Here is a 14324-nt window from a genome sequence, read left to right on the forward strand (position 1 = left end):
CAGCACGGGGACGGCCTGTAGAGCGGAACACTGCCAAGCGTTCGGCCCGTCTGCCCCGAATACAGGTGAGAGGGGATCAGAGCGTCTCCGTGAACTGGTCCGTCAACCCGCGAACCGTCGCCGGCGGGTTCGCCATCAGTGCGATCACCGCACGCCGCTGTCGCGATTTCTCGTCCTCGCTCAAATACTCCAGCGGCGACCGGCCGGCGACGCGGGCGAGCAGGCAGCCTAGGGTCTGACGAACGGCAGTCGGTTCCAAATCCGCCGCCCACATCACATCGCCGACGCCTTCGCGATAGCGCGTCCAGAACGCGACGGCGGCGTCCGAAAAGCGTGGCCGCATCGCCGGCAGGTGATGGGCTTTGCTCAGCAGGTGCGTCATGGCAAAGCCCAAATCGAATGACGGATCGCCCCAGTGAATGACCTCGTGATCCAGAAGGATCAGCCGGCCGTCGTGTACGAGCACGTTCTTGGGGCTGTAGTCGCCGTGGACGATCGAGAACCGGCGCGACCGCGTCTCGACAATCAGCCTGTCGTAGAATGCCGCCGACTCGGGGACCTGGCTGGCGGTGTAGGCGTAGTACGGCTCCAGCCGGAGGCTCTCAAAGAAACCTCGATCGTCGAACACCGGCGCGAGCTCCTTACGTCGCAGCCACGAATTGCGATGAATGCCGGCGAGAAGATCGGCGAACTGGCGGACGTGACCCGCCTCCAGCCGGCCGGCAAGCAAAATCGTCTTCCAGTTCTCGTGCGGCTGCGGCACGGCCTGCATCGCCAGCAGGTGATGCGCCGGGTCTTCAAACACCAGCGGCGTGATCGTCCCCGGCGGGGCAAGGGTGGCCAGATGCCGCAACCCGGCGGCCTCCCGCTCGATGCGGACCGGATCGCTAAACCAGTCGACCTTTACGCGTAGCTTGGCCAGGGCCTGTTTCAACACCCAGGCTTTGCCGCCGACCCGCTCGACCAGGACCGTGCGGTTGGAAACGCCGCCGGCGAGGACGGTGATCGCTGGTTTTTCGGGGGGATCAATGCGGTTCGTCTCGCGGAGGTACGCGAGAAGTAGTTCAGGCCGTTCGATGTCGAGGCTATTGGGCATCTAGTCCCTCCTCCGACGTTCCCGAGAGGGCGATCGGCGTTCTGGCGTTGTTCTAGTCTGCGACAGTGTCCGGTTGATCAGCGAACGGGCGACAAGGCGCGGCCAATCTGGATGATCCCCGGGCCTGCTGCCAAACAACCCCCAACGACCGCCAATCGTTGGGTGATGCCAAACCAAAGAAACCCGCAAATGATAATGACCCCGGCCGCGCACAACATCAGACCTGCGCCGACTTGCCGCGCTACCCACGCCGACATGGGCTTGCCGTCAGGCCGAAGCTCGCACCTTGCCTGTACCATTCGAGATAAGACGGCGATCACCATCAAGACAAGCAAGCCAAGGGCGATCAAACCGAAGATCTGCAAAGTAGATGCATCGACTGGGAGGTCTCTGATGTAAGCAGTGTAAAATAGAACTAGCGCCATCGGCATGGCAAACACCGACGTGATGAACACGCCGAGTTGCCAGCTCACCTTGATTTCAGGCATCGGTCGCTTATCCATGATCGCACCATACGATCAAGTACCGTCGGCGACGCCTCACACCGGCTGCGGCTCGGGCTTCCTGGATTGCGATGGCGAAGACGATCCGCCGGCATGCCGATTGGCGAACTCTGCTGCGGCCTTGACGAAGCCCATGAACAACGGGCTCGGCCGCAGCGGACGGCTGGTCAGTTCCGGGTGTGCTTGCGTGCCGACGAAGTACGGGTGCATCGACTGCGGCAGTTCCAGCACCTGCATGATCGGCTGCGTGGGATGCTTGCCGCTGAAGATCATCCCCTTGTCTTCCAATTGCTTGATGTAGGTGGGGTCGACTTCGTAGCGATGCCGGAAACGCAGGCGGGTCATGCGGGCGTTGTCGAAAAGCTTGCTCACGAGCGACCCCTGCTTCAGCTCGATGTCCTTGCCGCCCAGCCGCATATTGCCGCCGAGGCCTTCGATCTTCTTCTGCTCGGGGAGGATATCGATGACCGGATGCTTGCAGTTGGTTTCGAACTCGGTGCTGTTGGCTTCCTTCAGGCCGCAGACGTTGCGGGCGAACTCGATGACCGCCATCTGGAACCCCAGACACAGGCCCAGGTAGGGCATCTTGTTCTCGCGGGCGTAGCGAATGCACTCGATCTTGCCTTCGGTACCGCGAATGCCGAACCCGCCGGGCACGATGATGCCCTGCACGTCGGCCAGGCGCTTGGCGACATTGTCGGCGTCGATCATGGTCGTATCGAGCCAGCGAAGCTGCACATCGACGCCCAAGTGCACGCTACAGTGCTCGGCGGCCTTGATGATGCTGGCGTAGGCGTCGCGTAGGGCGACGTACTTGCCGGTGACGGCGAGGGTGACACTCTTCTTGTTGACGCCGATACGATCCACGAACCACCGCCAGCGCAGGCGGGCCTGGTCTTCGTGGCGCTGGTTGACGCGTTCATGGAGGTCGAGCAGGGTGAGCACTTCGCGGTCGATGCCGACGTCGCGCAGCGCATCGGGAATGAGATAGATGCTGTCCAGGTCGTGCATGCTGACCACGCGCCGCATCGGCACGTTGGTGTACATGCTGATCTTCTCCCGGACTTTCTCCCGCACTTCGCGGGTGGCCCGGCAGGCGATAATGTGCGGCATGATGCCGACTTCCATCAGCCGTTTAATACCGAGCTGGGCGGCCTTGGACTTTTGTTCGCCGACGGCGTTGGGCTCGAGGATGTACGTGAGTGCGACGAACACCACGGCGCCTTCGCCCTCTTCGAACGCGAGCTGGCGACAGGCTTCGAGGTAGTGCATCGTCTCGTAGTCGCCGACGGTGCCGCCGACTTCGACGAACACCACATCGGCGTTGGACTTCACGGCCAGTTCCCGCAGGCGGAGCTTGATCTCGCCGGTCACATGAGGGATGGCCTGTACGTCGCGGCCGAGATAGGAGCCTTCCCGCTCCTTCTTCAGCACCGACGACATGATCTGGCCGTTGGTGGTGAAGTTGGCGGCCGAGAGATCCTGGTCGAGCAGCCGCTCGTACGTGCCCAAGTCCATGTCGGTCTCCATGCCGTCATCTAGCACGAAAACTTCGCCATGGCGGTAGGGGTTGAGCGTGCCGCTGTCGACGTTGTAGTAGCCCTCCATCTTGATCGGTGCGACCCGCAGACCCTTGTCCTGCATCAGCTTCGCGAGCGATGAAGCAAAGATGCCCTTGCCCAGCCCACTGATAACGGTACCGACCACGACCACGTACTTGTGGTGCCCCTTTCGATAGCCGGGGGGCATCGGGGTGTAGAACTCGGTCTCTTCCGTGGACTGGCCGATCTTGGCGAGAAGGTCTTGGGTGCTCATGGTTGGCTCGTAGGGTCCGCCTTGGCGGACGCAATTTGCGTTCAGGTTTTCCATCGACCTTCAGGACTCGTCTTCAACGAGCGCAACGCCGCTGCGGTCACCGGCTATCGCGTCCGCCAAGGCGGACCCTACGTACAAACTCCGCGTACTGTTCCGGCGTATCGATTCCATGCGTCGCCCGTGGCGTAATCAGGACGCCGATCGACCGGCCATGTTCCAATGCTCGAAGTTGTTCCAGCTTTTCGGTCATTTCCAGTGGGGTCGGCTTCCAGGAAGCAAACTCCAGCAGGAACGGACGACGGTAGGCGTAGATGCCCAGATGCAGATAGTACGCCGCCGCCGGGGGCGTCGCCTGGTCCCGCTGATGGGGAATCACGCTCCGCGAAAAGTAAATCGCCCGGCCGTCGATGCCGGCGACCACCTTTACCAGGTTCGAATCCGTCACCGCCGCGCCGGCGGGGAACGGTGTTGCCGCCGTTGCCATGTCTTCGGCGGTCGTTTCCAGCCGCTGAATCAGCGCATCGACAATACCCGGTTCGATCTCCGGCTCATCTCCCTGGACGTTGACGATGATCGGCTCATCAACGCCGCGCGCGACTTCTGCAATTCGGTCCGTCCCACTCTGGTGATCCGGCGACGTCATCACGCAGCGGGTTTCGAACGGCCGCAGCGCCGCGACGATGCGGTCGTCATCGGTTGCAACGATTACGTCCTTCACCAGCCTGCACTTACGTACCTGATCCACCACATGCTGGACCAAAGGCCGGCCGGTATCAGCGGCGAGAATCTTGGCTGGGAAACGGGTCGATCCGAAGCGGGCAGGGATGACGACGATCGCAGCCAAAGACAGACCTCAGACGCGTTTACAGGTCCACTTCAAACTGCAGAGCGAACATACGGATGCAAGGGGGGGGTGTCAAACATTGGAGGGGAAAGTGTCATTTGTCATTTGTCATTTGTCACTGGTCAATGGTTACTGGGTCGCACCTGATTCGCGCAAGTGACAAGTGACAAGTGACAAGTGACAAGCATGTACGTCCGCCAAGGCGGACCCTACATGAGTTCGAAATCCCGGCGCTTGGGGTCTGCGATCGCGATCACGATCGCCGACAGACTTGCGGGCTTACCCTGTTTCAACGTTCTTGCGACCGATTGCAGTGTCGCGCCCGTGGTCATAACGTCATCGACGATCACGACATGCTTGCCTTCGATCGCCGCGGCGTCCGTCAGCCCGAACGCCTGTTTGAGATTCTCTTCCCGCTTCGAACGGGCGCGAACGCGGATTTGCGCCTCGGTGTTTCGGACGCGTACCAGTGGGTATGCAACGCACGGGTCCTTCCCCGTCTGCTTGCTGAGCCGCCGGGCAAGGACATCCGCCTGGTTATAACCCCGGCCGATCTGCCGCCAGCGGTGCAGCGGCACCGGGATCAGGCAGTCGGTCTCGGTTAACAGCGCTTTCACGCGCTCCTGCTCGATCAGCCGGTCAGCGAAGAACTCGGCGAGCGACCAACGCCCGTGATACTTCATGCGGTAAACAAGATGCCGGATCGGGTCGGAGTAGACGCCCAGCCGGACGATGCGTTCGAAGTTGGGTTCGCCTTTGCCTTCGCAGTAGGGACAGGGGTCGCCGTGCTGGCCGAGCGGCATCGCACAGGCGGGGCAGGCGGGTTCATTTTCCTGTTTGTAGAGGTCGTCGGCGCACTTGGGACACAGCGGGCCTGCGCCATCGACAAATACGTCGCACGCAGCGCAGGTCGTCGGGTAAAGCAGATCGACGACGTCCCGGAAGAGAGATTTGACGAACCCCAGTGGCACGGAAGGATAATATCGGATGTCGGATTTTAGCGCCATCCCCGAAGGGGTGGGTTTTCGCGCGGAGGGTGTCGAACTGCGGACGTCTCGCGGAAGTCGTCCGGATTAAGGAGATTTTTTCGACGACATCGGAGGCGCGTCGTCGGTCGCGGGGTTTTGAACGGGTGCGAAGTCCGACATCCACCGCGCGAAAACCCACCCCTTCGGGGATGGCGCTAAAAGTCACCGTAGTTTTTCACCCGCGAGTACAAAACGGTGTCCGAACTTTTCGAAGTATGTCGCGTACTCGACGCCCGCTCGATCTCTCAAGGCCTCGATCTCTTCACGGGTAAACGCCTGCGCCACGCTCGCCCGCGCATCATGACGGACCATGGGCCCCGCAGCCAGCGTGAACAGCGTGATCCACGCGTAGGCACGCCGGCGGCGCAGGAGGTCGGCAACGATCACGCCTCGGGCGCTGACCCGATCCATCTCCCGCAGCACTTTCACGACTACATCTTCATCCAAGTGGTGAAGGAACATGCTGGTCATCGCGTAATCGAATGAACCCGCGTCGAACGGCAAGGATGTGGCGTCGCCCTGAACGATGGACAGCTTCGATTCGGCAATCCCCGCAGCAGCGGCCGCACGCCGGGCGGCGTCAACCGTCTTCTGGTGCAGATCGAGGCCGACGATCCGCACATCATACCCACGCCGCTCGGCCCAATTCAGCACCGCCAGCGGCACATCGGCCGAACCGGTGGCAACATCCAGAATTCGAATCGGCCGACCCTTCTCCCACTTGCTGGCGAAGCGGTCGAGATGCCCAATCGTCGCCCGCGTGTAGCCGAACCGGGTGTTCACCCGGCGAATGAAAACGAGCGAGCGCTCCAGCTCCGCCTGGTCGGCGGCAGGGTCGTCCATCCATTCGTCGGCGCGGAATCGCTGAGATTTTCGGAATGGCATTTTAACCACGAAGGAGCATGAAGAATCACGAAAGAGACTGTCCACGAATGAACACGAATCAATGCACAAATCTAGGGTTCGGTTCGAACTTTACAGCCAGATCCCATGTCTCTTTTCTATTCGTGGACATTCGTGTCCATTCGTGGAAAACCTCTTCTTCGTGTGCTTCTTCGTGGTCAACAACACCTTTCATGGATCACTTCGGCGGTGCCGGCGGCGTGTCGAAGTTCTGCCGCCAGTTGTAGTCGAGCAACTTCTTGGCCTTGGTGCCGACCGTTGCGGCCGTTGCCTTGGGACCGTCGAACTCCTTGCCGGTCGCGCCAAGCGTCCCGCCGAGTTCGTCGCAGCTTTCGTGGATTTTCAGACACGTCGCCAGCGTGTTTTTCAGCGTACCGAACTGCTTGTTGTCGGGGCCACGATATTTGTACTTGGTATCGAAGCGAATGATTTTGCCCGTCATCGGATCATTCACGGGCACGCGGGCAGTGATGACTTCCATCGAAGCCTTCTCGATCGAATCGGTCGATTCTGTCAGCTCCTCCATCGCCGATTCGAGCAGCTTTTTGGCCTTTCCGATCAGGTCGGCGACCATCGTCTTGGTCGTTCCGTCGCTGCCGGTGGCGGCCATCTCCAGCCAGCGGACGTTGCGAATGTCGGGCAGGGCACTCAGGATCGGCGGCAGGGTGCGGCCGTCTTTCGCGGCGGCAACCTTTGGTGTGACCGCGGCCAGCTCGTCGGCGTAGAGCAGCTCGATCGCCTTTTTCCTGTCCGCCATCTCGATCACGTTCACCGGCGGCAGTGACTTAGTCTTGTCGTCCTTGTCCTTCAGCTTCGGCTGGTAGTTGTAGCCGGCGTTCACCTTGCGGAAGAGCAATTCCGTCGCGATGTCCAGGGCGGCGGCCGGGCCGTCGGGCGCGATCTTCGACGCCTCGGCAAACGCCGAGATCGCCGGCTGCGATGCCTTCATGCGGATGTGGGTCTCGGCCTTGATCAGCAGCAGTTCGTGCCGGTCGTAACCCTCGGCGGCCTTGCCCTTCAGTACCAGAACGCGCTGAAGTAACTGCAGCGTTTTCGGGTAATCTCCGGCGGCGTAGGTATCGCGAATGGTCTGTTGAGACGGCAGCGGGTCGGTGGCGGCACGGAGGGGAAAGGTCAGTAGCAGAACCAGTCCGGCAACGATCCAAGGTGTGCGGCGCATCGGTTCCTCCAGGGTGGTGTCGGATGATAGCGTGCCGGCACGAGCAAGTGACAGATCATTCTTTCTGTCCACCACGCCGGTGACGGATGTGCTCCGAAGGCACCGGCGTTCGATTCATCCTTCGCGCCCCCATTCGTGCATTCGACGTTCGACATTCGACGTTCGGTGTTCGCATGAAACCCGCGCTCCGTTTGAGTCGTGGCTAACCCCGTTGTTAGGTCTCATCCCCTGCGCCCGTCTGGACTTTCCCCCGCCGGTGGCTTTAATAGCGCCATCTGTCCCGGTCGGCGTTGCGGGGGGTTGGAACGGTTTGCCGGCAATGGGACGGGGTTCTGCAACAAACGTCGCGACGAGTGCGTCCGGCTTCGGCATTTCCTGCCGACAAACGGACTGCGGTTATCGTGTCAGATCGGCCAGCCATCGGCCGTCTTTCACGCGGAGGACCAAAACACGTGATCTCCGTTTCTCAGCTCACCAAGGCTTACGGTCCGGTGCTGGCCGTCGACCATATTTCTTTCGACGTGCCCAAGGGCCAGATTGTCGGGTTCCTCGGACCCAACGGTGCGGGCAAATCCACCACCATTAAGATGCTGTCATGCTACCTTCCGCCTACCAGTGGCGGGGCGACGGTCAACGGGTACGACATCTTCCACCAATCCGAGAAGGTCCGTGAGAATCTCGGATATCTCCCGGAAAACTGCCCGCTCTACACCGATATGAGGGTGCGGGAATACCTCGACTACCGCGGCCGGCTGCGCAAGATGCCCCGCGACCTGCGAAAGAGCCGCATCGATTACGTGATCGACCGTTGCTGGCTCGAGAAAGTCCGCGACCGGGTCATCGGTCAGCTTTCCAAGGGGTATCGCCAGCGCGTCGGCCTGGCCGATTCGCTGCTGCACGACCCGCCGGTGCTGATCCTGGACGAGCCCACCGTCGGCCTGGACCCGTCCCAGATCATCGAAACCCGCAAGCTGATCAAAGACCTGGGCGGCGACCATACCGTCATGCTCTGCACGCACATCCTGCCGGAGGTGGAAGCGGTGTGTGATCGGGTGATCATCATCCGCGGCGGCACCATCGCGGCGCAAGGTACACCTGATGAACTCCGAGACAGCCTCAAGATGCAGGCTCGTGTGCTGGTGGAACTGAAGGGGTCGGCGGACCAGGTGAGCAAAGTCCTGGGGAACGTCGCCGGTGTGCAGAACGTCGAGATCCTGAACGGCCGTGCGTCGGCGGGATCTGACGGCTTCATCACCGCGGCGATTCGCGCCCAGCCGAAGCGCGACGTCCGCGAAGATGTCGCCCGGACGGTGATGCAGAATCAATGGCCGCTCCGGGAAATCCGGCTGGAGCAGGCAAGCTTGGAAGAGTACTTCGTGAAGATGATGGCGGCGCAAGCCACCAAAGGCGGGTAACGGCTATCCGACGTTCGGCACAGGAACCAAGCATTACTGAAACTCGACCGCTCAAAGACTTTCCCAAACCAACACCATGACTCGCGCACCTACCATCGCCCGCCGCGAAATCACCAGCTATTTCTATTCGCCGATCGCCTACGTGGCGCTCACGCTCTTCTTGTTGGTGGCCGGCTTCTTTTTTCAACGTGACTTCGACCCCGGTCAACCCGCCGGGCTGCGAACCGTGTTCGATATGATGCTCTGGACGCTGGTCGTCATCGTCCCGGTTCTGTGCATGGGATTACTGGCCCAGGAGTGGGCCAACGGAACCGTCGAGACACTGTTCACCGCGCCCGTCGGCGAAACAGATGTCGTGCTTGGCAAATGGCTCGGCTCGCTCGGGTTTTTCGTCCTGCTGCTGCTGCCGACGCTGATCTACGTTGCACTGCTGAAGATGTACAGCCAGGTTGACCTGGGACCGGTCTTCACGGGTTATCTCGGGCTGTTTCTTGTCGGGGCGATGTTCCTGGCGATCGGGCTGTTCTGCTCGTCGCTGACCCGCAGCCAGGTGATCGCCGCCGTGTCGGCCGTCGCGATCTTGTCGCTGATCACTGTCGCCCCATTCCTGATGGCGGCCAACCTTTCCGAACTGCATCCGGTCTTGCGAAAGCTCACCGAGTGGGGCGTGCAGAGCCGCTACGCCGACTTCGGCAAAGGCGTCATCGATACCGGCCACCTGGTCTTTTTCGCGGTCATCACGGCGGTGTTCCTGTTCCTGACCGTGAAGGTGCTGGAATCGCGACGGTGGAAGTAGTCCGCCGCCGCGAACAAGGAAAGATCAACCACGGAGTTCACGGAGGACACGGAGAAAGACACACAGAGAGAGATGCATTCCCTAAACGGAGCTACGAGACCATTGGAATTTAATCCTCAGTCTTCTCTTTCTCCGTGTCCTCCGTGTCCTTCGTGGTTAGGCGTTTTTCGGGGTACAGACAAACTCAGAATCAGTGAGTGCTCATGAGCAAGAAGAACAAGAAATCCCCAAACGGCACGAAGCCCGATTCGGCCGCATCGTCACCCGACGTCACCGACGGCGACGAGCTGGTTAAAGGCGAGCGCGACGCGCTGTCGGCGATCCCTCCCGACGTGTTCGTCGCCGAAGACCAGCAGGCCCGCTGGCTCAAGTACGGTGCCAACGTCGTATTGACAACCGTCGTCGTGCTGCTGCTGTCGGCGATCGCGATCTGGGCCTTCAACAAGGACTCGATCCCGCTGGGCAAAAGCTCGATCACGCTCAAGGGCCGCAAGGACCTGACCGGCGACTCGTCCAACGAGCTCAAGCCGCAGACCAAGCAACTGATCAAGGACCTGCCCAAAGAAGTCACGCTCGTCAGCCTGTACCCAAAGCTCAAAAAGGAAGAAGCCGCCAACAAGGGCGCCGACACTCACCAGAAAGTTCTCGACATCCTCGACGAGTACAAGCGCAACGGCAGCAAGATCAAGGTCGAAGCGATCGACCCCGTCAACGACCCTGACGCCCTCAACGTCTGGCTCGGCCAGGTCAAGCGCAACTACGGCAAGAACATCGACAAGTACGAAAAGTTCGTGAAGGAAGAGGTACCGGCGGCGATCACCGACATCAAGAAGATGGCCGAGACCGAGGCGGCCGAAATCAACAAGCTGATCGGCTCGCTCGGTGAAAACGGCCTGACCGAAGAGCAGAACCGCAAGCTCGCCCGCACGATGGTGCCTGCCAGCAGCACAGTCGCCTCAATGCCCGACCTGCTCACGCAGCTCAGCGACGCATCGCAGGAACTGCTGAAAGCCAAGATCCCCGACTACGCGCAAGCGGTGAAGCTCATCCGCGAAGGCACGCTCGCTCCAGTCGGCCCGGGCATCATGTCGAAGGTTCCGGGCATGAACCTGCTCCGCGACAACAGCAAAGCACTGACGACGCTCTTCGAAGGCATTAAGGGTGATAAGGATCTGCCCGAATCCGTCCGCAAGTATGCCGAGGCGGCAATCCCGCGATTCCAGAAGCTGCACGACAAGGCCGACGAGACGATCAAGAAGGCCGACAGCCTCGGCGAACTGAAGCTGGACGACGTCCGCAAGAAGCTCCTGCCGACAGAAGACGGCGTCGCCGCGCCGCCGGCAATCGCCGTCATGGGCGAAGACGACGTGAAAGTGATCGAAGACAGTGCCCTGTGGAAGAGCGGCCAGACCACCGGCATGATGGGCCCGTCGAGCCAGAAGCCGCGGCTGCGTTTCGCCGGCGAGCAGCAGCTCACCAGCGCCATCCTGTCGATCGCGCAGACGAAAAAGACCAAGATTGCGTTCATTCGCGCCGGCGGCGGGGGACTGCTGTCCAGCGGCGGCATGATGATGGGCATGGGCGGGCCGGGGCCGTTCGGCGTGATCGCCGACCGCTTGCGGGCCTATAACTTCGAAGTCGTCGAGAAAGACTTCGGCCCCCAGCAGCGGCCCGACCCCACCCAGCCTTCGGAAGAGGACATCAAGGACGCGATCTGGGTCGTCTTCGCCGGCGACAACGCGCCCGACCCGCGCATGGGCGGCATGCCGACAGCAGGCATCCTTGGCGAGCGGCTCAAGACGCATCTCGAAGCCGGCGGGTCGGCCTTGTGTCTGCTGAGCTTTGAAACCGAAGATCTGGTACCGGCCCTCAAGGATTGGGGCATCGAAGTCAAAACCAACGTCATCCTCGTTCACGAGCCGATCGAAGCCGGCAGCGGCGCGCAAGGCGACTTCATCGAAGCCGCCCGAAGGCGTCCGCCGATCTTCATCGTCAATGAGTACGGCGAACACCCGATCACCACACCGCTGCGGACGCTCGATGCAGCGCTGGTGCCGCTGGTGCAGGTCGGCAAAACCGCCGCCACGCCCGCCGGCGTGAAGGTGACGCAGATCCTGCCGATGCCCAATAACCCCAAGGCGTGGGGCGAAACCGATACCAGCTTCATGCGTCCGAGCCCCGGCCGACGTCCGTCGAACCCGGAGTTCGACGCCTCCACCGATACGCCCGGCCCGGTCTACGCCGGCGCGGTCGCCGAGAAGGAAGGCAAAGGCCGGCTCGTCGTCATCGGGACGCAGAGCTTCATCCACAACGACATGATCAACATCCCGGACACCGAGGTGCTCGAGAAGTCGAAGATGGAGGTCTCGCGGTTCCCCGGCAACGGCGAGCTGTTCACCAACAGCGTGTTCTGGCTCAGCAAGCAGGACAGCATGATGGCGCTCAGCCCCGCCGCGATGGACACCGCCCGCATCGAGGCGATCCCCGCGGGCAAGCTGGGCTTCATCAAAGTCGGCCTGGTCCTGGTCATCCTCCCGCTGCTGGCGGTCGGAGCAGGGATCACGGTCTGGCTGTCGCGGCGGTAGGGTGGGGTTCACCCCACCGCACCGCGTTCGACAACGGGATGTGTGCATTGCTGTTCGATGCAAAACGGCGAGACGACACACTCAGTGTTTGCAAGGTTTCCGGTGGGCTGAAGCCCACCCTACAAAATCAGATCCATGAATTTCCGCACAACAATCATCCTGCTGATTCTGCTCATTGGCGCGGGGGTGTTTTTCATCGTCGCCAACAATTCCGAGGATCCGCCGAAGAAGGCGTCGCCCACCGCCGCCGACGAGAGCGGGCGGAAGCTGTTTGACGTCAAGTCGGCCGACATCAAGAAGATCTCGGTCGTCCCAGGTGCCGGCGTGGCCAACAGCTCCCAGCCGCTGGAGATGACGAAGGTCGACGACGAATGGAAGATCACCAAGCCCATCAACTGGGCCGCCGACAGCTTTGAAGGCGGGAACCTCGTTGACACCATCGTCGACCTGCGCTCCAGCGCCACGATCGACCTGACCGACAAGAACCGCAGCGGCACCGGGCTGGCCAGCCCGCGCTACACCGTCGAGCTGACCGACACCAACGGCAAGGTCCACAAGCTGCTCGTCGGCGAACGTTCCGAACTGGGCCGGCTCTACGTCCAGAGCGGCGGCGAGACCGCGACGGCGTCGGTGATCACCGAAGGCCGGCTCGCCGAGAAGCTCGGCAAGGGCACCGATGGCCTGGTCGCCAACATCCGCGATAAGAAGCTCGTCGGCATCAGCACGTTCGACGCGAAGCAGATGGAGATCACCGTCGGCGGCAGGAAGCTGTCGCTGGTGAAGGACGCCAACGCCTGGAAGCTGACGTCGCCGGTCGATCTGGCGGCGGACATGAGCGAAGTCAGCGACATCCTGACGACGATCTCCAACCTACGCGCCGATGCGTTTAGCAACGAGGCCACCGCCACCAGCCGCGGCGCGAAGTTCGAGCAGCCGCGGGCGGTGGTGACACTCTCGACCGCGGCCCCGGCAACGCAGCCGGCTACCGGACCGGCATCGCAGCCGGCCGCCAGAACGGTGACCGTGTACATCGGCCAGCCGACCGACATCACCGAGGAAAAGGTGTGGGTGAAGGTGTCCGACCCGGCAAGCGTGGCGACGGTGAGCCTGTCGAAATCCAGCTTCGAGAAGATCGCCGACGCGACAGTGCTGTCGCTGCGGGACCGGCGGGTATTCGATCTGGACCCCGAAACGGTATCGGAGGTCTCGCTGACGACCGAGACCAGCGGCGCGACGCAGCCGTCGCAGAAGCAATCGCTCAAGATCGAACGGCGGAAGGAGAACCTGGAACTCGGTCCGCAGATGCCCAAACCCGAGGCGGGCCCGGCAGCTGCGCCGGCGACCTCCCCGGCCACCAAACCATCGGCTTCGCAAAGCGGGCATCTAAGCTGGGTGGCATGGGCAAGTACGCTTGCCCGTGGAGCCAGCCTGACCACGTTGCTGCAATCGGAAGGGGCTCCTGCCACCAAGCCCGCCGTGCCCGCAACGCTTCCGACGACCATGCCGTCCGCGGTCGCATCTCCTGCGGGCACCCAGCCGACGACGACGCCCGCCGCCATACAACCCGCCGCGTTGCCGGTGATGCCCGAGCCACCACCTCCGCCGAAGACCAAGTGGGTTCTCGGTTCAGCCAAGGGTGCCGATGCCGACGATGCTACCGTGAGCAACCTGCTGTTCGACCTGCACCCGCTGCGGGCGACCAAGTTCCTGGCGGCGATGCCCGCTGCCCCGGCTGGCACCCAACCAGCCACACAGCCGGCCACGTCGGTTTACGTCCTGACGGTGAAAGCAGTCGCGGCCGGCGGCAAGGCGACAACGTACGAGCTGAAAGTCACCGATCGCGGCGGAGACACCAAGCCGATCGGCCAGTACCAGGACCTGATCTTCGAACTGGATCGCGCGTTCGTGGACAAGCTCAAGAACAAGTTCGACGGCACCGATAAGGCGCCGGCTCCGCCCCCACGCCCGCAAGGCATGCCCCAGGGATTCCCGGGCGGCGGATTCCCAGGCGGGTTTCCGGAATGAAGAATCGGGCGGGATGTGAAATGCGGAACACGCAATGAAAAGTGCAGAATGGAAGAAGCCGATCGGCGACCTTCATTCTGCATTTTTCATTGCGTGTTCCGCACTCTGCATTGCCCCTGGCGCGATACCTCGGA

General features: G+C 61.9%; 11 protein-coding genes. 4 read left to right on the top strand and 7 right to left on the bottom strand.

All coding sequences use genetic code 11. The annotated features are described in order from the left end of the window. Positions 1–76: 76 nt before the first annotated feature. The 7 genes from IPV69_RS23115 to IPV69_RS23145 all read right to left on the bottom strand — a co-directional run bounded on the left by IPV69_RS23115 (position 77) and on the right by IPV69_RS23145 (position 7369). Positions 77–1096: a phosphotransferase family protein gene (locus tag IPV69_RS23115; RefSeq protein ID WP_206292093.1), complete on the bottom strand. Its 1020-nt coding sequence runs from the start codon at positions 1094–1096 to the stop codon at positions 77–79. A gap of 77 nt (positions 1097–1173) precedes the next feature. Continuing rightward, positions 1174–1584 (bottom strand): hypothetical protein, encoded by a 411-nt coding sequence (locus tag IPV69_RS23120; protein WP_206292094.1) that lies wholly within the window; start codon positions 1582–1584, stop codon positions 1174–1176. A gap of 51 nt (positions 1585–1635) precedes the next feature. Next, the gene (locus IPV69_RS23125) at positions 1636–3414 is read right to left on the bottom strand and encodes a CTP synthase (protein WP_206292095.1); all 1779 of its coding nucleotides are present in this window, start codon (positions 3412–3414) and stop codon (positions 1636–1638) included. A gap of 97 nt (positions 3415–3511) precedes the next feature. Then, on the bottom strand, positions 3512–4258 hold the full coding sequence (gene kdsB / locus IPV69_RS23130; RefSeq protein WP_206292096.1) for a 3-deoxy-manno-octulosonate cytidylyltransferase: 747 nt from the start codon (positions 4256–4258) through the stop codon (positions 3512–3514). A gap of 209 nt (positions 4259–4467) precedes the next feature. Further along, a complete protein-coding gene (locus IPV69_RS23135) occupies positions 4468–5229 on the bottom strand; it encodes a ComF family protein (protein ID WP_206292097.1) in 762 nt (253 codons plus the stop codon). Between the two features lie 219 nt (positions 5230–5448). Then, positions 5449–6171 (bottom strand): methyltransferase domain-containing protein, encoded by a 723-nt coding sequence (locus tag IPV69_RS23140; RefSeq protein WP_206292098.1) that lies wholly within the window; start codon positions 6169–6171, stop codon positions 5449–5451. A gap of 196 nt (positions 6172–6367) precedes the next feature. Further along, the gene (locus IPV69_RS23145) at positions 6368–7369 is read right to left on the bottom strand and encodes a hypothetical protein (RefSeq protein ID WP_206292099.1); all 1002 of its coding nucleotides are present in this window, start codon (positions 7367–7369) and stop codon (positions 6368–6370) included. Positions 7370–7821: 452 nt separating this feature from the next. Here IPV69_RS23145 and IPV69_RS23150 point away from each other — a divergent pair, with 452 nt between their 5' ends. The 4 genes from IPV69_RS23150 to IPV69_RS23165 all read left to right on the top strand — a co-directional run bounded on the left by IPV69_RS23150 (position 7822) and on the right by IPV69_RS23165 (position 14190). Continuing rightward, positions 7822–8784 (top strand): ABC transporter ATP-binding protein, encoded by a 963-nt coding sequence (locus IPV69_RS23150; RefSeq protein WP_206292100.1) that lies wholly within the window; start codon positions 7822–7824, stop codon positions 8782–8784. 76 nt (positions 8785–8860) lie between these two features. Next, the gene (locus IPV69_RS23155; protein WP_206292101.1) at positions 8861–9580 is read left to right on the top strand and encodes an ABC transporter permease; all 720 of its coding nucleotides are present in this window, start codon (positions 8861–8863) and stop codon (positions 9578–9580) included. Between the two features lie 203 nt (positions 9581–9783). After that, positions 9784–12165 (top strand): DUF7088 domain-containing protein, encoded by a 2382-nt coding sequence (locus tag IPV69_RS23160; protein ID WP_206292102.1) that lies wholly within the window; start codon positions 9784–9786, stop codon positions 12163–12165. Positions 12166–12300: 135 nt separating this feature from the next. After that, entirely contained in the window at positions 12301–14190 is a 1890-nt protein-coding gene (locus IPV69_RS23165; protein WP_206292103.1) for a DUF4340 domain-containing protein, read from the top strand. The last annotated feature ends 134 nt before the right edge of the window (positions 14191–14324 follow it).

The sequence above is a fragment of the Humisphaera borealis genome (assembly GCF_015169395.1).
Lineage (GTDB): Bacteria > Planctomycetota > Phycisphaerae > Tepidisphaerales > Tepidisphaeraceae > Humisphaera > Humisphaera borealis.

Coding starts and splice junctions, on each gene's coding strand:
- IPV69_RS23115 (WP_206292093.1), bottom strand. CDS start 1,096: ATGCCCAATAGCCTCGACATCGAACGGCCTGAACTACTTCTCGCGTAC.
- IPV69_RS23120 (WP_206292094.1), bottom strand. CDS start 1,584: ATGCCTGAAATCAAGGTGAGCTGGCAACTCGGCGTGTTCATCACGTCG.
- IPV69_RS23160 (WP_206292102.1), top strand. CDS start 9,784: ATGAGCAAGAAGAACAAGAAATCCCCAAACGGCACGAAGCCCGATTCG.
- IPV69_RS23125 (WP_206292095.1), bottom strand. CDS start 3,414: ATGAGCACCCAAGACCTTCTCGCCAAGATCGGCCAGTCCACGGAAGAG.
- IPV69_RS23155 (WP_206292101.1), top strand. CDS start 8,861: ATGACTCGCGCACCTACCATCGCCCGCCGCGAAATCACCAGCTATTTC.
- IPV69_RS23165 (WP_206292103.1), top strand. CDS start 12,301: ATGAATTTCCGCACAACAATCATCCTGCTGATTCTGCTCATTGGCGCG.
- IPV69_RS23145 (WP_206292099.1), bottom strand. CDS start 7,369: ATGCGCCGCACACCTTGGATCGTTGCCGGACTGGTTCTGCTACTGACC.
- IPV69_RS23140 (WP_206292098.1), bottom strand. CDS start 6,171: ATGCCATTCCGAAAATCTCAGCGATTCCGCGCCGACGAATGGATGGAC.